Here is a 25,897-nt window from a genome sequence, read left to right as displayed (position 1 = left end):
ATGAAACAATTTACTTGCGTACAAGACATAGGAGATCTCAAACAGGCTGTTGCAGATGCTTTGGAGATAAAGAAAGACCGGTTCCGTTATACGGAGTTGGGAAAGAATAAAACGTTGTTGATGATCTTTTTCAACTCCAGTCTTCGTACTCGTCTGAGTACACAAAAGGCGGGCATGAATTTGGGTATGAATACCATGGTATTGGATGTCAATCAAGGAGCCTGGAAATTGGAAACCGAGCGCGGGGTCATCATGGATGGCGATAAGCCGGAGCATCTACTCGAGGCGATTCCGGTGATGGGCTGCTATTGCGATATCATCGGCGTGCGTTCCTTTGCCCGTTTCGAGAGCAAGGAGGAGGATTATGACGAAAAGTTGTTATCACAATTTATCCAATATTCCGGTCGACCGATATTTAGTATGGAAGCCTCTACGCGTCACCCGTTGCAAAGCTATGCCGACCTGATTACCATCGAAGAGTATAAAAAGACAGCGCGTCCCAAAGTTGTCCTTTCTTGGGCGCCGCATCCGAAACCGTTGCCTCAGGCTGTTGCAAATAGTTTTGCTGAATGGATGAATGCCACTGATTATGACTTTGTTATTACCCATCCGGAGGGATATGAACTCGATCCGGTTTTTGTCGGGAAGGCGAAAGTCGAATACGACCAGCGTAAGGCTTTTGAAGGGGCGGATTTTATTTATGCCAAGAACTGGTCTGCCTATACCGATCCGAATTATGGCAAGGTGATTAATACGGATCGGGCCTGGACGGTCGATACGGAGAAAATGGCATTGACTAATAATGCCTATTTCATGCACTGTCTTCCGGTACGTCGTAACATGATCGTGACCGACGATGTGATCGAAAGCCCCCAAAGCATCGTCATTCCGGAAGCTGCCAATCGCGAAATCTCCGCGCAGGCCGTACTCAAAAAAATATTGGAGAGCCTCTGAAAAACAATTTTCTTCGTTTGATGCGAAATAGCTCTAATGAAGAAGACTTAGCAAAATGCCCCCTCTTGTAATTTGACAAAAGGGGGCATTCTGTGTTGAAAATATTTTCTTCCGGATTATTTAGTAATCCGCTCCAGCCATTTAAGCATAAACAACATGGAAAGCATGGAAATCAGACAGGCTATAACGAAGACCATCCACGTCATCCAGATCGGAATGTTTTCGTAAAAAATGGCGCCGAATACCAAAAGTTGGTTTCCTAATGCGGTTGCTCCCAGCCAACATCCTTGCATGATTCCCTGGTACTGGGGAGGTGCGACTTTGGATACGAATGATATACCCAGAGGGCTGATAAACAGCTCCGCTACGGTTAAGATCAGGTAAGTCACAATCAGTAGATAAGGGGTAACCCGTTGGGCATCGGGCAGTCCGCCCATTGCTTTTACTTCCTCGGAAGAAGGCAGGCCGAGGGAGCCTAAGGTCATTACGATATAGGCTGTCGCTGCGATACCCATACCGATGGCAATCTTCCGCGGGGCGGAAGGCTCTTTATCTTTAGAGCGTAACCAACCGAAAAAGGCAAGTACAATCGGCGTCAGGAAGACGACAAAGAAAGGATTGAATGATTGAAACAACTCGGTGGTAATATTCCACGGGCCTATCTTTAAGAGTGTGTAATCGTTGGCAAAGAAGGTTAATGTCAAACCGTTCTGGTGAAAAGAAAACCAAAAAAAGATCACAACGAAGAATACGGCAAACAAGGCATATAGACGTTGCTTTACCTCTTTTACATCCATCTTCGTAGCTTTCGAAGCTTCCTCCGCTGTTTTTACGGTTGGCTCCGGGAATTGTTTCTTATTGACGATGAAAATAATCAAGGAAATAAGCAGGGCTAAGATTGCAATACCGAATGCATAGTGGAATCCGGTATTGAATATGTTCAGATAAGTATTGGCAAAAGCCGTTAAATCGTTGACGGGTTCGCCGTGGCTCACTTGTGCAACAAGTTCCTGATACCGGGCTGCGGCTTCCGGTGTCAATGTTCCGCTCAAATGTTGATGGCAAAGGGCGGACAGGTCGGAGTTGTAGCTGAATCCATTTCTTTCCAGCCACCAATTACGAACAAAGATTGCCAACATCGGTGCAAAAATGGCTCCGATATTAATGAACATATAGAACAGGGAGAATCCGGAATCACGCATTTTCCCGTATTTCTCATTGTCATACATTTGTCCTACCAATGCTTGTAAATTCCCCTTGAAAAGTCCGTTGCCAAAAGCGATGACAAACAATCCGACGCAGGTGATGGTCAGAAACAAAGGCAAGTTGGCCACCGGTGTCGGGCTCGGAATCGCAATAATCAGGTATCCGGCAGCCATCAAGACTGTTCCGGTAATAATTGTTCCTTTAAAATTCTTCGTCCGGTCGGCGATAATACCTCCCACCAAAGCTAAGATGTAGATGGAAAAGTAGAATACCGAATAAATAACTCCTGAGTTTGTTTTATCCAATCCGAATTTGGACATTAAAAAGAGGGAGAGGATTGCCATCATTGTATAGAATCCGAAGCGCTCTCCCATATTGGCTAAAGAAGCGGCCAAAAGGCCTTTAGGGTGATTTTTAAACATCTGCTTTTATTTTAAACATTATTGAATAATCTGTTTAATGGCTCCGGTTTCAGGGTAGAAGAATACTTTAACCGGCATTTTCTTATCTTCCAGAATGACAGGCGCCAGGCTTTCTTGTGAACCGAATTGAACGATCAACGTTTCTCCTTTATAAAGCGGTTTGTTATTGTACACAATTTCCGCCTCCGCTTTTCCGGGAACGTTGTAGATTACGCCTTTCATCGACTTTTCTTTCTTCTCCGCCTCTTTCGGATCAAGCTGCGGGGCACGTTCGGTAGTTTTCAGGTTGATATAGACCGGAGCGCCACCTAAATCGTCTGCATCCAGAATACCCAGTAATTCGGAAAAACGGAAAAGCACTTCCTTTTCCAAATCTCCTGTGGGAATGACTGTTACGTCATAATGGCTTACTTCTTTGGTGATTGTGCCGGTAAATAAGTTGGTAAGCCCCCTTTCCTGTTCTTCCAATTGTTGAATAACTAATTTCATCGCTTCGCCATCGGGCGGTAAGTTGTCTGATTCACCCGTAAGGATATCCATCCGGCTTTCTCTGATCCGGTAGACCTGTTTGGCGGCAACTTCAGCCTGGCGGGCAGTCGAGCCTGCCATCAACAGTTCTTCCGTAAAAACGGAAGGATCGACAGCCTTTTCTTTAGGCAGTCCCGCTTTTTTCACTGCTTCGAGAGCGGATTCCGCAGGAGGAGTATATTCGGCATTAATCGTACAGAGCAGTCCGTCTTCCGTCAGATAAGCATAAGGAGCGACGGTACCCGGCTTGAAAGTAACGAGGTAAGTATTCTCCGGATTGGGTATCCCTTTGTTGATCAGGCTAATCTTCCCCAATTCATAAGTGACTTTATCTTCCGTTATGACATCTTTTACACCTAAGTATTTTTCTGCATATTGGTAATAAATTCCCGACTTATATGTTTTTTTAATGACCTCCACATCTATGATCAGCGATGTTTTTGGAAGTAAGTAAGTCACGCCGTAATCGTTGCTTTTGGCTGCTATTTTTTTCGTCACTTTCGTTTGCGCTACGGCGGACAGGCTTAATAGTAGCAAACCGACAGTGAGAATTTTGTTTTTCGTATTCATCTTTATTCGGATTATAGAAAATCAATTCACAAATTTAAAAAAATATTTCGGAAGTGGGCAAGATGCCATGATAAACACTAAAAAAATATAGTTCACTGAATGAAGAGAATGAGTAGACTGTTTTTTTAGGGTGGATAAGAAAAAATAGCTATCGGCACATTCATTGCTTTTGTGTATATTTGTTGTTCAGTAGTAATAGTAAATTCATTTAAAAAAAATTATGGAAAAAGAAAGACCGTCCAATGAGATACAAGTTGAACTATCAGAGGAAACAGCACAAGGTACGTATGCCAATTTAGCAATTATTTCACATTCCTCATCCGAATTTATTTTGGATTTTATCCGGGTGGTGCCTGGAGCGCCCAAGGCAAGAGTACAAAGCCGTATCATTCTGACTCCGGACAATGCGAAACGTCTTCTGTTAGCTTTGGAAGACAATATCCATAAGTTCGAAGAACAAATGAAAGGGGACAAAACCGCCCAGTTCAAAGATTTCATTCCGCCCATAGGGGGAGTTCAGGGAGAGGCGTAATGTTGGCAATTGATGTTAATTTGTCGAAAGGGGCTGATCCAGGCGATATTCCGCCTCTTCCGGGCAGCGTAGAAAGTCTGCTTTTGTGCGAATCGGTTCCGGATCCGCCTTGAGTTCCATGCGGAAAGTCGTGCTGTCTTTTGTGTTGACCCGGACAGCCTTGCTGCCGTACCGTTAGAGGGGTGGAGGGAGGAAGCCTGATGGTTGTTTTCTCTATTTTTTTACGATTAGTTAGCAATGATTAGTTATTTCTGCTATATATTTGCCACATACAATATATACAAATGAAACTCTTCGGAACTTTATTTCTTATCTGTTTCTGTTTTTTTTCTTCTTTGCGCATTTCTGCACAGGAAAACGATGTTGTGAAAGACTCTCTCCGTCGGGTGATCGCCAGCACGCAAGGTGAAGAGAAATTGAAAGCCTATATGTATCTGGCCACGGCTTATTTCTTTGAAAGTAAAGACGAGTTGAAAATGGATACTATGCTGACTATCTATTCCGAAATGGATAAGGAAGCCCGAAAACAAGACAATATTAAAATGCGCGGAGTGATCCGGTGCAATATCCTTGCGGCTTTCAAAAATCAGGGAAATTTCGATGAAGTATTCCGAAGGGCGCCCGAATATCTCACCCTGTTGGAAAAAGGACAAAGTTGGTTTCATTATTATAATGTATATCGTTATCTCGTTGATTCTTATTTAAGAGTTTACCAATTCGACCGGGCGCTTGCCGAAGCGAAAACGATGTATGACAAAGCCCAATCCTTCAACCACAAAGACGGCATGGCCCTGGCGCTTTATGCGATGGCCCAAATATCCGGTAAACAAGACCGCTGGGAAGAAGCAGTATCTTTGGAACGCCAGACAATCGAATTAATGAAAGGCGATCCCATAAATTATCCGATTATGGCAAATGTGTATTTTGATATGTGCCAAAGCCTGCTTTCTTTGGAGAGGTACGACGAGTTGGAACCGGAACTCAAGGCTTTTGAGAACATTAATCGCCTTTATGAAGAAAATGTGAAACGGGAAATCCCTACCACGCGAGCTAACCTGTGGGAGTGCTACGCCCGTTACTATATTGCCATCAATAAATTGGATAAGGCCGAGCAGTACTACAATAAAATTGATAGCGCCCTTCAAACCACAGCCTATAAAATCTTAGTGCATCACGGACGGGCGAAAATCTATCGTTTGCGCAAACAGTTCGATAAAGCATTGGAAGAAGTCAACCGTCTGATTAAACTGGAAGAGCAAACATCACATCCGGATGCGGGAGACTTGATATTGAAAGCCGATATCCTGGCCGAAATGGGGAATTGCAAGGAAGCGGTCGAACTTGCCAATCAATCTTTGTCGCTCAAAGATAGCCTCGGCAAAATAGAATATGCCCGGCAATTAGACGGACTCCGTACCCAATACGAAGTCAGTAAGCATATTGTCGAAAAAGAACGCAACCGCAACTATTTCCTCCTTGCCCTTGGCGGCTGCATTTTGTTGTTCATTCTGTTGGCAATTTGGATCTATTATAACCGGAAAATCACCCGGAAAAACCGGACGCTCGTTTCGCAAATCAAAGAGTTGCAGAGCGAGCAGGAAATTAGAAACCAAAGCTTATTGCAAAAAACCTCTTTCCAAATGCCGCAAAGCAATGCCTCCGAACTCTGTCCTGAAAGCCGTCGCGACAAGCTCTGCCTTGCCCTGCGTGATCTGCTGCTTAAAGATAAAATTTACCGTGAATCTACCCTTTCGCGCGACGGTTTGGTGGAGAGGCTGGGCATTAATCGTTTCGATCTCGAAGACGCTTTCTTGTTCTGTTTCGGAATACCATATTCCGAATATATCAACCAGTTGCGCCTGAACGATGCCATCGTTGTACTCGAAGAGTCCGATTTATCGATGGAAGAAATTTCGGAAAAAGTGGGTTTCGGCACCGTACGTACTTTCCAAATGCAATTCCGCAAAAAATACAATATGTCACCCCGTGACTACCGTAAGTTGGCGAAAGAGAAAAAGGTCAGACAGCCATCATAAGGTAACCGGCCGATAGAAACCTCCGTCCTAATGACCCGGGTTGGATGAATTAATTTGAACGGAAAAATTGAGTATACTCGATGTAGATAAGGAGTATACTCGATGTGAAAAAGGAGTATACTCAATCACTTCATTGAGTATACTCGATTTCTTTGTTATAAACCACCTGTGTTTAATAAGCGTAATAAGCAGATTATAAGCCTATTCCGAATCTTCGCATTTTACTTCCGAGTTTTCGCATTTGTTTCAGGCCCTGTACTGACCTTTAGGGAAACAAATGCAAAAAAAAACAAGATGCCTTCCTTTTTCCAAGATATATTATTTCTCAGCCTGTCCATTATGGTGGTGGTGATCGTCGTTTTACTCATCTGGCACAGGCGGGTGATCAGACGGAAAAACCGTGGTCTCTTTAATCATATCGACAAGGAGAAGCAATTGGAGGAATCGCTGAAACGCGAAAAGATTGAGAAGGAAACATTGATGAAAGTAATAAATCGGATGAAAAGCAGTAAATAATATCATAATAATTAATAAAAAGTACATATTATGGCAAACAGTTTCCTTCCCAAATCAGCAGTCGCTTTATTGTTGGTCGCTTTCTGCGCCACAAGTTGGGCGCAAACCACACCCCAACGCATTGCGGGCGATGTCATCACCTTCGATGGCGGTCAAAAAGACGCCAACGAAGATATCTACGTCGTTGAAATGGGCATTTTCGAAATGTCCAAGACTTATTCTATCACTGTCCGCCGTCCGAAAGGCATTGAGGTAAACTACGCCGCTCAGGTGGAATGGCAAATTGTGCAGGGCAGCCTCGATGCAAGTTGGTCGTACAATTCGCAACTTATTTTCGAGCCGGGCGAAACAGAGAAAACGCTCTCGTTCAAGCCCAATGCGGGCTACAGCTACACTCCGCGCCAAAGCCTCGAAACGGCCTATCTCTTTTTCAACTACGCCAGCCGCACCAAGGTGGAATACCCCGTCGTACAACTCAACTTCCAACAGAGCGTAACACCCGGTGCATCGGTGACTACACCGTTCATAATGTCCCATTGGTTCAACGAGAATATGACAAACGTCGGTTCGTATCTGCTCATAACCGAGCGCTTCGAACAACTGTTCAGCGATGTGACCGCCGGGCAAAAGTTACGAATGAACCATTATCTTACCGACCATACGGCCTTCAACGTGGCCGAGTCGGACAATGCACGCATCAACGTAAGCGTCCTTCCGACAATATTCACTCTTGCTCCTCGCGAAATCGGCGCAGTCTGTAATGAGGTAACATTTCTCTATAAGGTAACGGAAGAGGCCATAATAACAGATAAATTTGGCGGTTTTGGCTCGGGATGTTTGATGGTCAATATCGATAGTCTGACCGGCATAAAAGCCATCGGCTCGGAAAATATGTTCACAGCTACTCCTTATTTTGCAGGTGGCGGTAACAGCGTTCAAGCGAACGTAAAGAACGGCAGCGTCAACCTTCCGCCGCGATTCGGTGCGTTTTCGCTCAACAAAACCACTTTCGACGGCGGTGAAACCGTTACGCTCACCATTCCTTTCCTCAATTGGAAAGTCTATCAAAAAACATTCAATCTTAGCGAATCAACCATTACGCGCTTTTTCCGCCTCACGCTTGACGGCGGCGCAACTTTTATTCCAACGGCGCAAATGACCTTCAGCGCTTCAACGGGCAACATCACTGCCTCCTTTGCTGCGCCCGGCAATCTAACTGCAACCGATACGACGATCTATGCCGAAATCATGGTGCAAAAACCGAGTTGGTCGTGGGACGACGGGGACTGGGCAGCGGCCCGCGAGTACTATCCTGCAGACGCCTTCACATTCTTCACCGTTACTACCGAAACCGCCGGCAAGGTTTATACCGACTCGCTCAAAGTCGGAGGCTTGCCTGCGCAACTGGCCCTCTTCAACGGCGATGCAACTACGCTCACATATCAGGTTTTTCCGGTCAATTCTTCATTTTTAACCTGTTCGTGGGAGAGCCTCGATCCTGCGATTGCCGAAATCAATGCGCAAACAGGTGTGATTACCATAAAATCGACCGGCGCGGCAAGGTTTCGCTTGACAAGCGAAGAAGTCGCTTTCCGTACTCAATACGGTATGCCGGCTAATGACGAGGCCCTCGTCCGCGAGTTTACGATAAATTTCCTCGGCGACCGGCCGACGCTGACCTCGTATGGCACTACGCTCAGCTATTCGTGGGGAGCACAGGCCGAGTTCACGCATAATCTGACAACCGACTGGAGCGTTGCAGGCCACGCCACGCTTACGCAAACTCACTTTAACACCAATTATGGCGTTCATACCGAAAGCATTGAAATAGATACGTCAAGTGTCGTTTTTAAAGATGGCAAGAAAATCGTTTGCAACCTGTTTTTCGACGACGCCACGTTCCCGAAAATACCATCGCCCTATGCCGCAGGCTCCACAGCCGACGTCAGTATTCCATTGCAGCATGCCTGCGGTGTAACTTACACGTTGACGGGCAGTAGTGACGTTTATGTCTATCAGCCCTCAGCCGTGATTGAGAATATGTCCGACGCCGGGACAGAATACCTCTGGCAGGCAGGGCAAAGCATCGACCTGGGTTTCACGCTCAAAAACCTCGCCCAAACATCTGATTTCACAATTGGTTATACCCTAAAGAAATCTAACGGAACAGTCCTTAAGCAGGATACATATACCTCTTCTCAAGGCGCCGCCCCCGCATGGCTTATACTTAGTGACGACGGGCATTTCCGAAAAGGGGTGGCCAGCATCTCTTGTCAGTTGGCTGAACCGGCTTCGGAGACGGAAGAATATACCGTCGAGGTCTCGGTCGCAAACGCCGGCGTTCCCCTATGGGAAAAGCAGCCGTCGATAACGCGCCGTTTCAGCGTCGTCAGCCCGTCGATCAACTATTATCAAGGCTATGCATATGTCGATTTTCAGCCCGTCGACATCAATACTCTTTCTACTCTCGGCCTCGACGAGAATCTGCTGGCCGGTTATGCCAACGCCGCAACGAAGACCGACAGCAAAGCGTTGCGCGGCTATCTGCGCGACGCGTACAACAAATCCTACCCGCAGTCGCTCATTTTCCGTTACCCTAAGGCTTGGGGAGACGTCGTTGTTGACATCGGCGCCGACAAGCCCGATACTTTAACGAACAACGGTTTCCTGGCGTCTGTGCCGGTAAGTTTCCCGATGGACGGCAAAGCTTACAGCATTAACGTCTCGTGGCCAAAAACCGGACAATCGAAAACTTATACGTTCAATGCCCGCAATATGCGGAACCAATTCTATGGCTGCAATATTGGTGACTTGAGGAAGGATATCAGCGGATTGGACAATGCAACCGTATATTATGTAAACGGACGCGGCGAACGGGTTTCGCGTAGCATTGACCTAAGCCAAAAAATACTTTACTTTTACGAACCCGACAGCCTTTCCATTCAGGCAACTGACTATTTGGAAGGCAGTACAACTGTTGGCGACATATTCATGTTGGAATTCCCATTGACGTCGCTCTCTTTCAGTCCACCGACAGCATGGCTCGACAAGCCGCAGTTCGCAGAACCCCGTTGGACAGAAGTAGGCATGGGCTTCGGATTCCTGGAGCGCATGAATTATGTGGACAACTACGTGAAGATAGTCGATGAGAAGGGGGAAGCCATAACTACTGCGGTAACAGTTAATTATTGGGAGAAAGACGACGAGGCGAACGTTACCTCTGTCACGACGCCTGTTGAAGACGGCCTATACAAACTGAATACCGCCCTCAAAATAGAGATGCCGATTGTGGAAATCACGGCTGAAGGCTACTATCCGCTGCTTGTCGATACGCTCAAATGGCGCGATAATTTCAGCAGAGGAAGCGGCCACACGTTCACTTTCGTTATGAAACAAGCCGACGGTAGGAAAAACAATTACTCCAACGCTTATCTGACTTGGCATAAACCGGTATATTCGTATTTGGAACCGTTCGAAAAGACGGACATGAACTTCCTGCCCCTCAATGGCGTGTCGTCTTATTCGGCCTCGCTCGACCCCGAACTATTTGTGTCGATTGCGTGGGCAGGCGATGAAATCGATTTCAGTGCCGTTAAGCTTCAGGGCAAAAACGCCCGGCCGCTTGCGCCCACCGCAACGAAGTTTATCGGCAAAAATGCGCAGCGCAAAAACAACTGGGTGAAACTGACCTATAAACTCACCGATTTCCTTGCCTACGAAGCTCAGACTTTCCCCTCACTTGTCCTTGGCGACAGCCTGTTGACCGCCTTGCCCGGAGTTAAAAATATTGACCACGACTTGAAGGGAGAAGAACAGAATCTTTCCGGCAGAGTAGGCGATGGCGGTTTTGGTGACCCCTACATCGATAATTCTGCAAGCCCCGATATGGATGATACGGAAGAGGCTTTCGGCGACTTCGACATCACGCTGCCTTCGGGCCTGCCTTTCACCTTCCGGATTGAAAAGCGCGGCTATGAATACATCATTCGCGGCTATGTCGAGGCGAATTTCTTCCCCGGCAATCAGGTGACGGAACTGGTTGAGACGGCGGCAAGTTTCGACCAATGCTATAACGACTGCTACGACGCCCTTCGCGGCGGATATAACAAATATCGCACGGAGTCGGAATGGGCGGAATATGAAAAGAACAACAACTACTTCAACAAGCTGCCTTTCATCGGCATTAAGGGGTTTGCGAGCGCCAAGGGTGTGTTCAACCCCGTAACGGGTGATTTCGATATTTCGTTTAATGACGCCGGAGTACAACTCGAAGTGTCAGGCGAATTGTCATACAAAATGGACTGCTTTATAGCAGAGTTCGGCCTTAGCATCTCCGGCTTGCTGCGTACTACGATGATGGTTTCGCAGCCTTCGGTCGAAGATATCAAGCAGGCCATCAACAATACAAAAATCGATTTCACACTCCAATCGGAAGCACAGGTATTCGTCAAAGCTTGGCTTTCGGCGGGCTTCGACATCTGGATTTTGGGAGCGAAAGTGGGTATTACAGGAGGAGCAGGAGCCGGCTTTACAAATAAACTCCTCTACAAACCCTATTTGCCGGGCAACAACGTGCTGGCAGGCAATAAGATTTCGCTCCGCCTCTTCCTGAAAATGTGGACCATGTTCAAGTTAATGGGCATCGAAACTTACGACGAATACTATATCGTGGATTGGACAAAAGACTTCTACTTCCCCGACAATAGTTCGAATCCGCTGAAATCATCCCGTCAGGGACTGCAATATGCCGGTTCGCAAGTACAGATGCCGTCGCCTTTGCGTTCGTCGCCTGCCCTGCAGGCATTGAACGGAGTTGTGCTAAGCGATGTCGATTTCTCGGCGCAGCCGCTTTACGTGGGGGACAACGAATGGACGTTCCTCAACCGGAAAGTGGCCTCCAACTACGACGACGACCGTGTACAGACATTCAATGGCAGCACTGCCGCCGACATCGATGCAACAACTGCCAACCCTGCTTTTGCCTACCATGCCTCTTCATCCGGTAGTAACCGCATTGCTGCCTACGAGCAGCTATCCGGCGCATACGGCGCCGCTCCCAATGTCAGTAACCGTGAAGAGGTGAAAGACTTTATCGCCCGCCAGGCCGTGCGTACTGAAATAGAGGTAGCTACCTCGTCGGGTGGCGCTTGGAGTACAACACGGTTGACGCAAAACGCGGTGGGCGATATCGCTCCGCAAACCGCTGTCGCCGCCAATGGCCGCGCCGCAGTGGTATGGAAACAGGGCGACGTGTCTCTTTCCGACGGTCAAGCGATGAAGCCGACCGTCAAAGGCGACCTGCTTATTTCGCAATACAACGGTTCGACTTGGAGCACGCCTGTAGCAATCGCTTCCATCGACAATGCTGCGAACGACATTAGCGAATACTGCGTAGCCGTAGCGCCCGACGGCTCTGCACTTGTAGCTGCAGTGCGCCGTCCGCCGACGGGTTCGGCCGAGACTGCCGGCGAAATACGGCTCATCGCAGTCGCTCCCGACGGTAATGTTAAAGTTGTTGACGCAGGTTACCGTGGAGCTCGCCCGCAACTGCGTACGCTGGGCGCAGATTACGTGCTCGGCTTCATCACTCCGAAAGATGAAAAAACCGACGTATATCTGGTCTCACTCAACGCAGAAGGTTCACCTGTGGGTAGCCTCAACGGTTTTGCCAACCTGTCGTCGGAACCTGTTGATTTTTGCCTTGTGACTGACGCGACAGATGTATCGCTGGTTTGGTCAGGAACCTGTATGATGTCGACCGCAACCGGGTTGGCGGTTGAGACTGGTCTCTTTGCCGCAAAAGTGGGCAAAAACACGGACGGCTCGCTCTATGTTTCCTCGCCGGTCAAGGTGATGCAGCAAGNAAGCCCCGATATGGATGATACGGAAGAGGCTTTCGGCGACTTCGACATCACGCTGCCTTCGGGCCTGCCTTTCACCTTCCGGATTGAAAAGCGCGGCTATGAATACATCATTCGCGGCTATGTCGAGGCGAATTTCTTCCCCGGCAATCAGGTGACGGAACTGGTTGAGACGGCGGCAAGTTTCGACCAATGCTATAACGACTGCTACGACGCCCTTCGCGGCGGATATAACAAATATCGCACGGAGTCGGAATGGGCGGAATATGAAAAGAACAACAACTACTTCAACAAGCTGCCTTTCATCGGCATTAAGGGGTTTGCGAGCGCCAAGGGTGTGTTCAACCCCGTAACGGGTGATTTCGATATTTCGTTTAATGACGCCGGAGTACAACTCGAAGTGTCAGGCGAATTGTCATACAAAATGGACTGCTTTATAGCAGAGTTCGGCCTTAGCATCTCCGGCTTGCTGCGTACTACGATGATGGTTTCGCAGCCTTCGGTCGAAGATATCAAGCAGGCCATCAACAATACAAAAATCGATTTCACACTCCAATCGGAAGCACAGGTATTCGTCAAAGCTTGGCTTTCGGCGGGCTTCGACATCTGGATTTTGGGAGCGAAAGTGGGTATTACAGGAGGAGCAGGAGCCGGCTTTACAAATAAACTCCTCTACAAACCCTATTTGCCGGGCAACAACGTGCTGGCAGGCAATAAGATTTCGCTCCGCCTCTTCCTGAAAATGTGGACCATGTTCAAGTTAATGGGCATCGAAACTTACGACGAATACTATATCGTGGATTGGACAAAAGACTTCTACTTCCCCGACAATAGTTCGAATCCGCTGAAATCATCCCGTCAGGGACTGCAATATGCCGGTTCGCAAGTACAGATGCCGTCGCCTTTGCGTTCGTCGCCTGCCCTGCAGGCATTGAACGGAGTTGTGCTAAGCGATGTCGATTTCTCGGCGCAGCCGCTTTACGTGGGGGACAACGAATGGACGTTCCTCAACCGGAAAGTGGCCTCCAACTACGACGACGACCGTGTACAGACATTCAATGGCAGCACTGCCGCCGACATCGATGCAACAACTGCCAACCCTGCTTTTGCCTACCATGCCTCTTCATCCGGTAGTAACCGCATTGCTGCCTACGAGCAGCTATCCGGCGCATACGGCGCCGCTCCCAATGTCAGTAACCGTGAAGAGGTGAAAGACTTTATCGCCCGCCAGGCCGTGCGTACTGAAATAGAGGTAGCTACCTCGTCGGGTGGCGCTTGGAGTACAACACGGTTGACGCAAAACGCGGTGGGCGATATCGCTCCGCAAACCGCTGTCGCCGCCAATGGCCGCGCCGCAGTGGTATGGAAACAGGGCGACGTGTCTCTTTCCGACGGTCAAGCGATGAAGCCGACCGTCAAAGGCGACCTGCTTATTTCGCAATACAACGGTTCGACTTGGAGCACGCCTGTAGCAATCGCTTCCATCGACAATGCTGCGAACGACATTAGCGAATACTGCGTAGCCGTAGCGCCCGACGGCTCTGCACTTGTAGCTGCAGTGCGCCGTCCGCCGACGGGTTCGGCCGAGACTGCCGGCGAAATACGGCTCATCGCAGTCGCTCCCGACGGTAATGTTAAAGTTGTTGACGCAGGTTACCGTGGAGCTCGCCCGCAACTGCGTACGCTGGGCGCAGATTACGTGCTCGGCTTCATCACTCCGAAAGATGAAAAAACCGACGTATATCTGGTCTCACTCAACGCAGAAGGTTCACCTGTGGGTAGCCTCAACGGTTTTGCCAACCTGTCGTCGGAACCTGTTGATTTTTGCCTTGTGACTGACGCGACAGATGTATCGCTGGTTTGGTCAGGAACCTGTATGATGTCGACCGCAACCGGGTTGGCGGTTGAGACTGGTCTCTTTGCCGCAAAAGTGGGCAAAAACACGGACGGCTCGCTCTATGTTTCCTCGCCGGTCAAGGTGATGCAGCAAGCCGACGACACACGTATCGTTTCGTTCGACGCCCGCCTCAGCGGCAACAGCATGAAAACGATCGCCACCGTGGCCGATGGAACCGGCGGTTCAGCGTCGATAGTCGAAGCCGCGTCGGAATTCAGCAACAAGATAAAGCTCGAAAACGAATATCACGCCTCGCACAAACTCGCGCCGGGACAATTCCCCTTCGAGTTCACCATATCCAACACGGGTTACTTGCCCGTAACCTCTGTCGCCGTGTCGATGGGCAGCGTTGTGAAAACAACGGCAACAACGCTCATGCCGGGTAAATCGGCCACCGTTTACGGATTAGGCGACCTGACAACCGATCTTTCGGCCCCGGTCAACTACTCGATTGAAGCTACTTTCGCAGACAACTCGAAACACATACTCACCGGCGATCTCAACCTCGAATCGGTTGACCTCGCCGTGTCGGTCGTTTCTTCCGTCATAAGCGATACGAAAACCACCGCCCTGCTGGAAGTGAAAAACAAGTCGCCTTTCGAATTGAATGCAAACTATACCGTGGAAATCGGCATTTACGATGACCTGCTGGCAACGAACCTCGTTGCAGGCACGAGCGTTAAAACTATTGCCGTTGCCGATCTCTACGACGGCGTCAAGGGCAACCTGAGCGCACTTGTTTCATTCGAAATACCCAATGCGACGGAAACGAAGTCGGTTTATCCGATTGTAAAAATCCTGAACGGCAACAGTCCCGTCGCCGACCGTGCGGCGGAAGACAACGGTACGGTTCTGCAACTCTTCGGCACAGGGCTGGCTGCTCCGGTCATCAATACTGCAACCTTGCCCGACGCCACTGTCAGCGCGACGTATAGCGCCACGCTCGATGCAGCAAGCGAAGCCGTAGTCGTGTGGACGCTTGGCGGCGGCGAACTGCCAACAGGTCTCACACTCTCGCCCGACGGCATCCTATCGGGCACGCCAACTGCCGCCGGCACGTTCAATTTCACGGTGAAGGCTGAAAATAACGGCGGGACCGTGACTAAATCACTTACTGTTAAAGTAATGGCGGCAACAGTGTATGGCATTAGCATAGGAACCTTCACCGGTGGTAGCGTATCATCCAGCAGCGTGTCGGCGCAGGAAGACGCTCTTGTGACGCTGACTATTACGCCCGACCCGGGTTACGAACTCAACTCGATTACTGCCTATGAGACCGCCCATCCGAATAATCTATTGACTCTTGGCGGCTCAGGCTCGACGCGTACTTTCACGATGCCCGCTTACGGTATAACGGTAACGGCTACTTTCCAAAAGACGCAGGCAACGCTTGACGCAGAAGCGGTCGCAATAGCAAAATCCGCTATCGAAAGCCATACCTATACCGTTGCCCAGGCAACGGCTCAGACGGAAGCGGAAATAAAAGCCTGGTTGGTTGGCCAAATGAACGACCTGATTGCTTCAACCGGTATTATCGTTTCGGCCTCCGATATAACGATAAGCAATTATTCAGCCCCCACAAACGGAAATAACGGTGGTTTCAACTTTGTCGTTTCGCTCGTCAAAGGCAATGCGACCGGTACGGCAAGCAAGACCGGAAATACAATTACGGTAACTTCTGTTTATACCGTTACCATTGCAATTATGGCTAACGGCAGTGTATCGGCTGATAAGACGACCTTAGCGCAAGGTGAAACGGTTACTTTGACGATTTCACCCTCTGCAGGTTATGAGTTGGATGTGATTACGGCAACGAAAACCGGTGAAACGACAACTGTCGTAACATTAACCGGAAGCGGTGATACGCGCACGTTCACGATGCCTGCTTACGATGTAACGGTAAATGCTATCTTTAAGAAAAGGCAAGCGCAATTAGACAAAGAAGCCGTTGAAGCAGCAAAAGCCGCTATCGAAGGTGGAATATATCGTGTGGCGCAGGCAACAGCAAACGATGCAGCAAACGTTAAAACGTGGTTAAAGAATACCCTAAACACATTATTCGGGCAGTCTCACGGTTTACAACTCAGAGCAGCGACAGCCTCCATTGTGGGAGAAATAACAATAACCGACATAGCATCGGCAATTGTAGGAACTGAAAGCAATCCAAACGGCACAGACGGTTCGTTCAACTTTACCGTTGCTCTGACGCTCGGCGAAACTATGCTCACGACGACGATTACGCCCGGTGTAATCGTGGCTACTCCTTATGACGTTACACCGGTGAAACGCATCGAACTCCTGTTGTTCGGCAATCTGGAACTTCGCATCATCAATACGGGCAACGTTGCCACCGGCACCCTTTCGCTTACCCTTTCAGGTGAGAACGCAGACGTATTTACGCTTCCGTCAACGACGGTAAGCAGTCTGCCTGTCGGCGGCGTAGCAGACATCGCGCTCACTCCCCGTGAAAACTTACCGGAAGGAACCTACACGGCGACCCTGAGCGTAGGCGGCGAAAGTATAACTCCCGTATCGGTGGAAATCACTTATACGATGACACTTGTCGGCATTGGAGATCTGCAAGTAGAAGTTCTGAAAGCATGGATACAAAACAGAATGCTGCATGTGAGCGGTCTTACCCCAGGTAAACAATGGAGCGTTTATCATATTTCCGGCATACCGGTTTATCAGGATGTGGCAAGCAGTGATGAGGCTGATATCAACTTGCCGGTTCATGGCGTATATATCGTGAAATCCGGAAAGGAGATTATTAAAGTGGTGTATTGATACAAGAGAGCAAACGATAGTTATGAATGGATGCAATCATAACTATGAACATATAAATTCATAACTGTGAACAAATCCGTTCACAGTTATGAATTTTTACAGGATTTATTTAGCCTTTATTTTGCGTAGCTGACAGCGCGCGTTTCGCGGATAACCGTGATTTTGACTTGTCCCGGATAGGTCATTTCATCCTGGATCTTCTTGGCGATATCATTCGATAGATTTTCCGTATCCTTGTCGTCGATCTTGTCAGCACCTACGATGACGCGTAGTTCCCGGCCGGCTTGTATGGCATAAGTCTTAACTACTCCGGGGTAAGAGGCTGCCAGTTGCTCCAAGTCGTTCAACCGTTTGATGTATGCTTCGACGATTTCACGGCGGGCTCCCGGACGGGCGCCGGAGATGGCGTCGCATACCTGTACGATCGGTGCGAGTAATGTCTGCATCTCCACTTCATCATGGTGAGCTCCGACGGCATTGCAGATTTCGGGTTTCTCCTTATATTTCTCGCAAAGCTTCATGCCAAGGATAGCGTGCGGCAATTCCGGTTCGTCATCGGGTACCTTACCGATGTCGTGTAAAAGTCCGGCCCGGCGGGCTTTTTTGGTATTCAATCCTAATTCGGATGCCATTACGGCGCAGAGATTAGCCGTTTCACGGGCATGTTGCAACAGGTTTTGTCCGTAGGAAGAACGATATTTCATCTTGCCGATCAAACGGATCAGTTCCGGATGCAATCCGTGGATGCCCAAGTCGATGACAGTGCGTTTACCGGTTTCGATGATTTCGTCTTCCACTTGTTTCCGAACCTTGCTGACCACTTCCTCGATGCGCGCCGGATGAATACGGCCGTCCTGTACCAATTGGTGCAGCGCCAGGCGGGCGATTTCACGCCGCACCGGGTCGAAGCCGGAAAGGATGATCGCTTCGGGGGTATCGTCTACCACAATCTCGATGCCGGTCGCGGCCTCCAGTGCGCGGATGTTGCGTCCTTCCCGCCCGATGATACGTCCCTTGATTTCGTCGGAGTCGATATGGAAGACTGTGATGGCATTCTCGATGGCCGTTTCCGTAGCCACCCGTTGGATGGATTGGATCACAATCTTTTTCGCTTCCTTATTGGCAGTCATTTTTGCCTCTTCCACAATCTCGTTGATGTAGGAGGTCGCCTGAGATTTCGCCTCGTCTTTCAACGATTCGATCAACCGCTCTTTCGCCTCATTGGCGGACAGTCCGGAAAGAACCTCCAAGTGTTCGATTTCCCTTTGGTGGAGCTTGTCCAGATCCTGTTTTTTCTTTTCCACAATGGACAGTTGGTTACTCAGGTTTTCCTTGACCGTTTCCAGCTCGTTGTTTTTCCGCTGTAATTCCTCCTGGCGTTGGTTGAATGCCAGTTCCCGTTGTTTAAGCTTGGCCTCGGCCGACTGTATTTTTACATTCCGTGCAGAGACCTGCTTCTCCAGATCGGCTTTCAGGTGGATAAACTTCTCTTTGACTTCGAGTAATTTATTCTTTTTAATCACTTCCGCCTCCTTCTCCGTCTCCTTCAGCAGGTTCATTCGCTGTGCCTTGAAAGCGAAGCGCATAACCAGCCACATCGCCAATCCTCCGGCGAAGAGGGCGACTAGTGAAACCAGTATATACATTCCAAATATTTCCATGTTGTTACTTATTAAATTAATTATATATAGATATAAAAAAAGCACTACGACATATGGCATTTATCCATATATGGCAGTGCGGAAATTCTCTTATCCCTATTTATTATCCTTCAGATAGTTTGTAAGTTCCCCTGCAAGATCCTTAATCTTGTCCATAATGGGGATCGTATCGTTTTTCTCTTCCAGTTGTAAATTTTCGATAGACAATTGAAAGGTGACCATCGCTAATGCATCCCAGGCGCTAACCTTCTCTTTCGCAAAATACTGCTGATATTGGTTAATCTTGTTCTGAATTTGCTTTGCGGCCTTCCGCGCGAGTTCTTCGTCGCTGCGTCGGACCCATACCGGATACTTTCTCTCGGCTATTTGTACATGTATAAGAATTTGATCGTCCATTGCCCTACTCATTTAATAGTGCAATGCACTTGTCTACTTCCCGCACTAACTTTGACAACCTCATCCGGGCGTTCCTCCTATCTCCTTCCTCGATGGAAGCAACTCGCGCCGTTAATAGGTTGGTATTCTTGGCATTCAGTTCCTCGATCTTCTGTTGGGCCTGCCTCAACTCTTCTTTCTTTTGTTCCAACAAGAAAGAGAATTCATCAATTTTAGACTTTTGTTGTTCACATAAAGCGATCAAATCATGAATTCGTACTTCAAAAACAGCTAACAGACTTTTTTGATCTTCGGTCATTGGATACCAAATTGTACACAATTCATACAAAAGTATACGGAAGATTTGAATTATACAACTTTATGTCTATTTATTTTCCTGCGGATGGAAACAAAAAAGGCCGTTCACTTTAAAGAACAGCCCTCTCGTCTAGTGTCTCGCTCTCTTGGATCAGAGAAGAGAGATGAACAATTCACCTTCTACTTCTTCAAAGGATAATTTGTTTTCTTTTGCCAACCATCCCAAAGCTGCATACAGATCTTTCTCTGTCTTGATCTTTGTGGCTTTTTTCAATTCTTTGGGAGTCAATTTGCCACCCTCGCTCAATGCGGTCCAAACCAGACCGGCGTTTGTTCCAATCAATTCAACCATAATCGAATTCAGTTAATAATAGCCACAAATGTATTAATTATTGAATGAAAAGAAAATTATTTACATGTTTTTTAGCATAGTTTCTCTGTTTTTTTAACAAAGGCGTAATACTCTTACCGTTATAGGTGTTTTTTTGCTTTTTTTGTTACCGGATTGTACTTTGCCCGGTAATTTCATTTATTTCACCGATTCATCGTCTTCCCACTCTTCCCATTCTTCTTCTTCATCTTCCGTTTCATCTTCGTAACCGGGTATATCGAAAACTTCATCATCGCCTTCCGGTAAAAACTTCATATCCATATCCCGGTGGGCAATCGTGGTGACATCGTGGAACGTTTCCTTATTGAGTTCTTTCCAAAGGAGATCTTTTAATTCAGTAATGCCTTTTTGGGTAACGGAAGAGATGAAGACAGTCGGAATATCTTCCGGCAATTCTTTTGACAGGGCTACCATCAACTCCTCATCCAACAGATCGCTTTTGCTGATCGCCAAGACACGGTTTTTTTCCGCCAGGTCCGGATTATATTTCAACAATTCGTTATTCAGTATGCCGTATTCTTTCCGGATGTCGTCGGCATCCGCCGGAATCATGAAAAGTAGGAGTGAGTTTCGTTCGATGTGGCGTAGGAAACGAAGTCCGAGTCCTTTGCCTTCACTGGCTCCCTCGATAATTCCAGGGATATCCGCCATTACGAACGACTGGTTGTTCCGGTAGCTGACAATACCCAGGTTGGGTTCCAGCGTGGTGAACGGATAATTGGCAATTTTAGGTTTTGCGGCTGAGACGACGGACAGGAGCGTCGATTTTCCCGCGTTGGGGAAGCCTACCAATCCGACATCGGCCAATAGTTTAAGTTGTAGGATGACCATCCGTTCTTCCCAAGGTTCGCCCGGTTGGGAATAGCGGGGTGCTTGGTTGGTTGCCGACTTGAAATGGACATTTCCCAAGCCGCCCCTTCCTCCTTTTAACAGCCGTACCATCTCACCGTCCTTGGCGACGTCGCAGATGTATTCTCCAGTCCCGGCATCATATACCACCGTCCCGCAGGGTACGTCGACAATGCGGTCTTCTCCGTCTTTGCCGGTACTTTTTTTTGCGCTTCCACTTTCTCCGCTGGTCGCCAGTATATGACGCTCGAATTTCAGGTGAAGCAGCGTCCACAGGTTGCGGTTGGCACGTAGATAAATATGGCCTCCTCTACCTCCGTCGCCGCCGTCCGGTCCTCCTTTCGGGATATATTTCTCCCGCCGGAAATGGGAAGAGCCTCTTCCTCCTTTACCGGAACGACAGTAAATCTTGACATAGTCTACAAAATTCGATTCAGCCATAATTTTTTTATCCTATTACTTTATTGATTGCCGCTTCTACGCGTTTGAAAATATCTTCGATCGATCCGTTTCCTCCGTCGATAGCCACGTGCTTTCCTTCTTCGATATAGAATTGGGCTAGAGGGGCGGTTTGTGTATGATACACATTCAGTCGGGATTGGATGGTCTCCAGGTTATCGTCCGAACGGCCGGAGATTTTCCCGCGTTCCAGCAGACGATGGATCAGGATGCTTTCTTCCACCTGGAGATCCAGTAGGATGCTTACATCTGTGCCGCGTTCGTTCAGCATTTTCTTCAAAGCTTTCGCTTGCGGGATCGTGCGCGGGAAGCCGTCGAAGATGACGCCTTTTTTATTCTTCTGCGTATCTAAAACCTTCGCCAACATATCGATGATCAATTCGTCCGGCACCAATTGTCCTTTTTCGATATAGTCCTTGGCCACCCGGCCCAGTTCCGTATCCCCTTTTATCTCTGCGCGCAGTACGTCACCGGTAGAGATATGGCTTACTCCGTATTCCTTGATGATTAGTTCGCTTTGCGTCCCTTTTCCAGAACCGGGAGCGCCAAAAATAACAATGTTCAACATCTGCTTTTAACCTTTTAAGTTTTAATACTCTTTATGCCTTATTATTCTATTACTGTGTAAATGTCGCGGTAGGACCGTCCCAGGCCGTCGTAATCCAGTCCGAAGCCGACGATGAAGTCGTTCGGAATCCGGAGCCCGACATAATCCGGTTTTAAATTGCACTGCAGAGCGTCTGGTTTCAACAGCATCGTCGCCAGTCTGACATCGTCGGCGCCCTCGCTTTTCAGCTTTGGCAGCAGGTAATTCATCGTCAGCCCACTGTCTACCACATCCTCCAGAAGGATGAGCATCCGCCCGCGGAAGTCTGTCTGGATCGGCATGATTTCCGCCACCGTACCACTTGAACGTAATCCCCTGTAGGAGGAATAGGAGGCAAATGTAACCTCGTAATAATCGTTCAGCTTGCCCATGAGTTCGGCTGTAAACATGAAAGCGCCGTTCAAGACGCCTACAAACAGGGGATTTTTATCTCCCACATCTTTCCTGATTTCTTCCGCCATGCGGCTGACAGCGGCTACAATCTCTTTCTCCGGGATAAATAGCTTGAACTTTTTGTCCTTTAACCTGATGATCGGTTCCATGTCGTAATTCCCTATTCTTGAAATAAGGAACAAAAGTACAATAAAAAAATGAAAGACAAGGCCGGAGGCTATAGATTAAAAAGCATTTGGAACCAGATAGGGCTTCAGAGAATCCCAGTCCAGGGCAATTTCGACAATGCCGAAGGAGCGGGGCGCAATCTGTCCCTGATTGAAGTAAAAGTTCAGCGTTGAATCTTTAACAACGAAGTTCTGCAGGTTGGATCCGAAGAAGTAGCCGTCACAATTACATTTTTCTTTATCCAGTGTCACTCCGTCGCCCTTGAGGAAAGATAGTCCCAGCCCATTGTACAATAGCTCTTTATCTAATGAAGGAATTTCTTTCAGTGCTTTTTCTGCCAGAACGTTACTCAACATAATGGCATTCTTATTATCGATGTTCAGCAGGTCGGTAATCTCCCGCGGCCTCTTATTGTCGCCGAAAGTGAACGTATTGACGGTCGTCGGACCGTTTGCTCCCCCTTCGAACTTATACGTGTTAAACATATACGACTTCGTTTTATGTTTTGCCGACTTGAATTCCTTGTAGTTCATAGCGAATGCATATCTTAAGTTACTCCTTTCGGTATATTTTTTTCTCATTTCCATTTCGGCATTATAGATTTCTCCCCCTGCTTTCCATGCTTCTTTCTGATCCGACACGACATAGTTTACAAATTCTTCCATCTTTTTGGCTGTATCCAAGTCGGAAACCGGATAACTAGCCGTCAGCGTATAAAGTTCCGTAGAATCTTGCAAGGTGATTGCCTCGGCATTCACCCCTTTTTCATCTGTTTTTGTTTTGTTGGCGCTGCAGGCGACTAGTAGGCAGGCCGCGGCCAATAAAAATAAGTTGGATTTCATAATTCTATATTTTAGTTCTGAACTTTATTAGGGGAACAAATCCTCGAGATTTAAAGTTTCGACAAAGGTAATCATTTTTGTATAGCTCCGGTAAATAACATCATTTTCGCAGATGAATGTCGATTTTTCATTCGTCTTGCGAATGTTTTTTATTCACGCCTGCCGACTCTTTGTTTGGATAGGCTCCCGTATCTCTTTGGGTTTATCCAAATATATTTTTGACCGCATCAATGTGTACCGCAACGATCTTGGCATAATGGCCTATGATGAAGAAAAAGACCGGAAAAGAAGGGCATGTAGTGGATCGAAAAGAGGAGCGCGTAGAAGGCAAAATGGAAATTTCCGGAATTTGAAAGTGAAAGGCCTCTTACCTATTGAAGCGACGCTCCAACTCTTCGTCGGAGAAGACGGTCATGATGGGTTTGCCGTCGGGAGTGATATTGTTGACGGGGGAGGAGAAGAGTGCAGCGACAAGATGCTCCATCTCTTCGGGTGAAAGCGTTTTGCCGGTATGGATGGCTGCCGAACGGGCTAGGGTAAGAGCCAAGGTATTCAGTAGTTCGTCTCCGGTTTTGTTCCCTAATTCCATCACCGTGCCGACGATATATTTGATGAGTTCCACCGGGTTATGCTGCTCGACTCCGGCAGGCAGGGCATTGATTGCATAGCTGTTATTGCCCAGGTTGCTGAGGTCGAATCCCAATAACTGAAGATCTTCCTGTAATTGGGGAAGGATGACGGATTCGGCCACCGTAAATTCGATAATTTCGGGAAACAGCAACTGTTGCGAGGCCGATTTGCGTTGCTTTAAGTTGGCGATGTATTGGTCGAAAAGAATCCGGACATGCGCCCGGTGCTGGTCGATCAGGACAAGCCCGGACTTGATGGGAGTTACGATGTAACGTAACTTATACTGATAACAGGAACTGGCGGCCCCTTCAAACAACTCTTCATTTTTTTCTTCCGGGGTTTCCCCTTCCGGTGGAAAATCGAAAGGAGAGGAAGGCGGAGTGACGCCCGAAGCGGGACGGTCATTCTCAAAACCTTTGTACAAGGCGCTCCAATCCTGGGTAGGGTGGTGCCCCGGTGTATAAGACGATGTGCTTTTGAAAGGGTTGTAGCTTTTATTGACCTCGACTTGGGGCGGAACCAATCCTTCGCCGGTCTTCTCCGGATGATAAACCGGGATGTCAATCGCACCTTCGGTATCGAAATCGATCGTAGGAACGGAGTTGAATTTGGCCAGCGCTTCCCTTACGACTGAAAAAAGAATTTGCCAGATCGGCTGTTCGTTCTCGAACTTGATCTCCGTTTTGGTCGGATGGATATTGACGTCGATGGTGGCGGGATCAAGCGTAAGGTAGATAAAGTAGCCCGGCATCTCACCCGGGACGATCAATTGGTCGTAGGCTTGCATCACCGCTTTGTGAAAATAGGGATGACGCATGTAGCGGCCGTTGACAAAGAAGTATTGCAGCGCTCCACGCTTCTTGGCGGCGCCGGCGCTTTCCACAAAGCCTTCGATAGTCACCAGAGAGGCTTCTACATTCACGGGAAGTAACTTCTGGTTCTGGCTTTTCCCGAACACATGGATAATACGTTGCCGCAATCCTGCCGCCGGAAGGTTATATACCTCCACTTCATTATGGTAAAGGAAAAAGGAGATCGAAGGGTTGACCAAGGTTACTCGCTCGAATTCGCTTACGATGTTGCGGAATTCCGTTTCATTGGATTTCAGGAATTTACGACGTGCCGGCACATTGTAAAACAGGTTCTTTACGGAAAAGACGCTGCCTTCAGCGCAGGCAACCGGTTCGACCGTTTCAACCGTGGAACCGGCAATGGATAATTGGGTTCCTAATTCCGCCCCTTTCAGCCTTGTACGAAGGTCAACATGGGCGACTGCAGCGATGGAAGCAAGGGCCTCTCCACGGAATCCCATAGTGCGGAGGGAAAAGAGGTCGGCGGCCTGTGTAATTTTGGATGTGGCGTGCCGTTCAAATGCCATTCGGGCATCCGTTTCGGACATGCCGCTACCGTTATCGATCACCTGAATCAAACTTTTGCCCGCCTCTTTTATGTTCACCGTTATCTGCGTAGCACCTGCATCGACCGCATTCTCCATCAATTCCTTTATGACCGAAGCCGGGCGTTGGATTACTTCTCCTGCAGCGATTTGATTGGCGATGCTGTCAGGTAGTAAATGAATTATATCGCTCATCTCAATTCGTTTCTTTTAAAACAAAGGCTAATGTACGAACTTATTGCTTCTCTTGACTTGTTCCGGCCCTTGTCTTTTAACAACCCGGAAGATATCATCTTTGTTCAGCGGACGGATATAATCGAACCATTGAAAGTCACGAAGCGTCTTTTGTTCCGGTTTTAGGTCGGGGATCGGCGTGATTAATCCCTGCGGCTTCGTCCAGATTTTCAGTTTATCCATTTTCCGTTCTTTCATCCAAAGGGTAAGGAAGCCACTCTGGGTAGAATTCAAACCTAGCATGGAGCCGTCTTTTTCCAAAGGA

16 protein-coding genes and 1 pseudogene are annotated in these 25,897 nt (G+C 48.1%); 5 read left to right on the top strand and 12 right to left on the bottom strand.

The annotated features are described in order from the left end of the window. Nucleotides 1-954 carry an N-acetylornithine carbamoyltransferase gene (locus BQ8014_RS16620; protein ID WP_080905337.1) on the top strand — a complete coding sequence of 318 codons (954 nt, stop codon included), beginning with the start codon at nt 1-3 and terminating at the stop codon, nt 952-954. A 116-nt stretch (nt 955-1,070) separates the two neighbouring features. On the opposite strand, the gene BQ8014_RS16615 is transcribed toward BQ8014_RS16620, so the two are convergent. Both BQ8014_RS16615 and BQ8014_RS16610 read right to left on the bottom strand, forming a co-directional pair. Then, nucleotides 1,071-2,582 (bottom strand): peptide MFS transporter, encoded by a 1,512-nt coding sequence (locus BQ8014_RS16615; protein WP_080905336.1) that lies wholly within the window; start codon nt 2,580-2,582, stop codon nt 1,071-1,073. Nucleotides 2,583-2,600: 18 nt separating this feature from the next. Then, nucleotides 2,601-3,680, bottom strand: coding sequence for a DUF4831 family protein (locus tag BQ8014_RS16610; protein WP_080905335.1), 1,080 nt, complete (start codon nt 3,678-3,680; stop codon nt 2,601-2,603). Between the two features lie 220 nt (nt 3,681-3,900). Between BQ8014_RS16610 and BQ8014_RS16605 the strand changes: the two genes are divergently transcribed. The 4 genes from BQ8014_RS16605 to BQ8014_RS16590 all read left to right on the top strand — a co-directional run bounded on the left by BQ8014_RS16605 (nt 3,901) and on the right by BQ8014_RS16590 (nt 17,309). Then, nucleotides 3,901-4,212: a DUF3467 domain-containing protein gene (locus tag BQ8014_RS16605; protein WP_080905334.1), complete on the top strand. Its 312-nt coding sequence runs from the start codon at nt 3,901-3,903 to the stop codon at nt 4,210-4,212. A gap of 284 nt (nt 4,213-4,496) precedes the next feature. Beyond that, nucleotides 4,497-6,248 (top strand): helix-turn-helix domain-containing protein, encoded by a 1,752-nt coding sequence (locus tag BQ8014_RS16600; protein ID WP_080905333.1) that lies wholly within the window; start codon nt 4,497-4,499, stop codon nt 6,246-6,248. A gap of 294 nt (nt 6,249-6,542) precedes the next feature. Continuing rightward, a complete protein-coding gene (locus BQ8014_RS19260) occupies nt 6,543-6,764 on the top strand; it encodes a hypothetical protein (RefSeq protein ID WP_139785145.1) in 222 nt (73 codons plus the stop codon). 30 nt (nt 6,765-6,794) lie between these two features. After that, nucleotides 6,795-17,309: an InlB B-repeat-containing protein gene (locus tag BQ8014_RS16590; RefSeq protein WP_139785144.1), complete on the top strand. Its 10,515-nt coding sequence runs from the start codon at nt 6,795-6,797 to the stop codon at nt 17,307-17,309. A gap of 116 nt (nt 17,310-17,425) precedes the next feature. Here the strand turns inward: BQ8014_RS16590 and rny are convergent, their stop codons facing one another. The 10 genes and pseudogenes from rny to BQ8014_RS16540 all read right to left on the bottom strand — a co-directional run. Beyond that, complete coding sequence (gene rny, locus BQ8014_RS16585) at nt 17,426-18,907, bottom strand: ribonuclease Y (protein WP_369808833.1); 1,482 nt, start codon at nt 18,905-18,907, stop codon at nt 17,426-17,428. 159 nt (nt 18,908-19,066) lie between these two features. Continuing rightward, a complete protein-coding gene (locus BQ8014_RS16580) occupies nt 19,067-19,366 on the bottom strand; it encodes a cell division protein ZapA (protein WP_080906015.1) in 300 nt (99 codons plus the stop codon). 4 nt (nt 19,367-19,370) lie between these two features. Continuing rightward, nucleotides 19,371-19,664 carry a hypothetical protein gene (locus tag BQ8014_RS16575; RefSeq protein ID WP_080905330.1) on the bottom strand — a complete coding sequence of 98 codons (294 nt, stop codon included), beginning with the start codon at nt 19,662-19,664 and terminating at the stop codon, nt 19,371-19,373. 150 nt (nt 19,665-19,814) lie between these two features. Next, a complete protein-coding gene (locus tag BQ8014_RS16570) occupies nt 19,815-20,015 on the bottom strand; it encodes a winged helix-turn-helix domain-containing protein (RefSeq protein ID WP_080905329.1) in 201 nt (66 codons plus the stop codon). 177 nt (nt 20,016-20,192) lie between these two features. Beyond that, nucleotides 20,193-21,344: a GTPase ObgE gene (gene obgE / locus BQ8014_RS16565; RefSeq protein WP_080905328.1), complete on the bottom strand. Its 1,152-nt coding sequence runs from the start codon at nt 21,342-21,344 to the stop codon at nt 20,193-20,195. A 7-nt stretch (nt 21,345-21,351) separates the two neighbouring features. Beyond that, entirely contained in the window at nt 21,352-21,930 is a 579-nt protein-coding gene (locus BQ8014_RS16560) for an adenylate kinase (RefSeq protein WP_080905327.1), read from the bottom strand. Between the two features lie 41 nt (nt 21,931-21,971). After that, on the bottom strand, nt 21,972-22,511 hold the full coding sequence (locus BQ8014_RS16555; protein WP_080905326.1) for a phosphoribosyltransferase: 540 nt from the start codon (nt 22,509-22,511) through the stop codon (nt 21,972-21,974). 75 nt (nt 22,512-22,586) lie between these two features. After that, a complete protein-coding gene (locus BQ8014_RS16550) occupies nt 22,587-23,372 on the bottom strand; it encodes a DUF3298 and DUF4163 domain-containing protein (protein WP_080905325.1) in 786 nt (261 codons plus the stop codon). A 367-nt stretch (nt 23,373-23,739) separates the two neighbouring features. Then, entirely contained in the window at nt 23,740-25,593 is a 1,854-nt protein-coding gene (gene mutL, locus BQ8014_RS16545) for a DNA mismatch repair endonuclease MutL (protein WP_080905324.1), read from the bottom strand. A gap of 27 nt (nt 25,594-25,620) precedes the next feature. After that, nucleotides 25,621-25,897, bottom strand: a pseudogene (locus BQ8014_RS16540) (hypothetical protein); the annotation flags it as partial.

Source organism: Parabacteroides sp. Marseille-P3160 (genome assembly GCF_900162725.1).
Lineage (GTDB): Bacteria > Bacteroidota > Bacteroidia > Bacteroidales > Tannerellaceae > Marseille-P3160.
The sequence above is the reverse complement of the archived record's forward strand: the minus strand, read 5'-3'. Positions and strand labels throughout refer to the sequence as shown.

What these genes read in the sequence shown, in the direction of transcription:
- obgE (WP_080905328.1), bottom strand. Translation starts at nt 21,344, where the DNA reads ATGGCTGAATCGAATTTTGTAGACTATGTCAAGATTTACTGTCGTTCC.
- BQ8014_RS16555 (WP_080905326.1), bottom strand. Translation starts at nt 22,511, where the DNA reads ATGGAACCGATCATCAGGTTAAAGGACAAAAAGTTCAAGCTATTTATC.
- BQ8014_RS16605 (WP_080905334.1), top strand. Translation starts at nt 3,901, where the DNA reads ATGGAAAAAGAAAGACCGTCCAATGAGATACAAGTTGAACTATCAGAG.
- BQ8014_RS16580 (WP_080906015.1), bottom strand. Translation starts at nt 19,366, where the DNA reads ATGGACGATCAAATTCTTATACATGTACAAATAGCCGAGAGAAAGTAT.
- BQ8014_RS16610 (WP_080905335.1), bottom strand. Translation starts at nt 3,680, where the DNA reads ATGAATACGAAAAACAAAATTCTCACTGTCGGTTTGCTACTATTAAGC.
- BQ8014_RS16575 (WP_080905330.1), bottom strand. Translation starts at nt 19,664, where the DNA reads ATGACCGAAGATCAAAAAAGTCTGTTAGCTGTTTTTGAAGTACGAATT.
- BQ8014_RS16620 (WP_080905337.1), top strand. Translation starts at nt 1, where the DNA reads ATGAAACAATTTACTTGCGTACAAGACATAGGAGATCTCAAACAGGCT.
- BQ8014_RS19260 (WP_139785145.1), top strand. Translation starts at nt 6,543, where the DNA reads ATGCCTTCCTTTTTCCAAGATATATTATTTCTCAGCCTGTCCATTATG.
- BQ8014_RS16570 (WP_080905329.1), bottom strand. Translation starts at nt 20,015, where the DNA reads ATGGTTGAATTGATTGGAACAAACGCCGGTCTGGTTTGGACCGCATTG.
- rny (WP_369808833.1), bottom strand. Translation starts at nt 18,907, where the DNA reads ATGTGGCTGGTTATGCGCTTCGCTTTCAAGGCACAGCGAATGAACCTG.
- BQ8014_RS16615 (WP_080905336.1), bottom strand. Translation starts at nt 2,582, where the DNA reads ATGTTTAAAAATCACCCTAAAGGCCTTTTGGCCGCTTCTTTAGCCAAT.
- BQ8014_RS16550 (WP_080905325.1), bottom strand. Translation starts at nt 23,372, where the DNA reads ATGAAATCCAACTTATTTTTATTGGCCGCGGCCTGCCTACTAGTCGCC.
- mutL (WP_080905324.1), bottom strand. Translation starts at nt 25,593, where the DNA reads ATGAGCGATATAATTCATTTACTACCTGACAGCATCGCCAATCAAATC.
- BQ8014_RS16600 (WP_080905333.1), top strand. Translation starts at nt 4,497, where the DNA reads ATGAAACTCTTCGGAACTTTATTTCTTATCTGTTTCTGTTTTTTTTCT.
- BQ8014_RS16560 (WP_080905327.1), bottom strand. Translation starts at nt 21,930, where the DNA reads ATGTTGAACATTGTTATTTTTGGCGCTCCCGGTTCTGGAAAAGGGACG.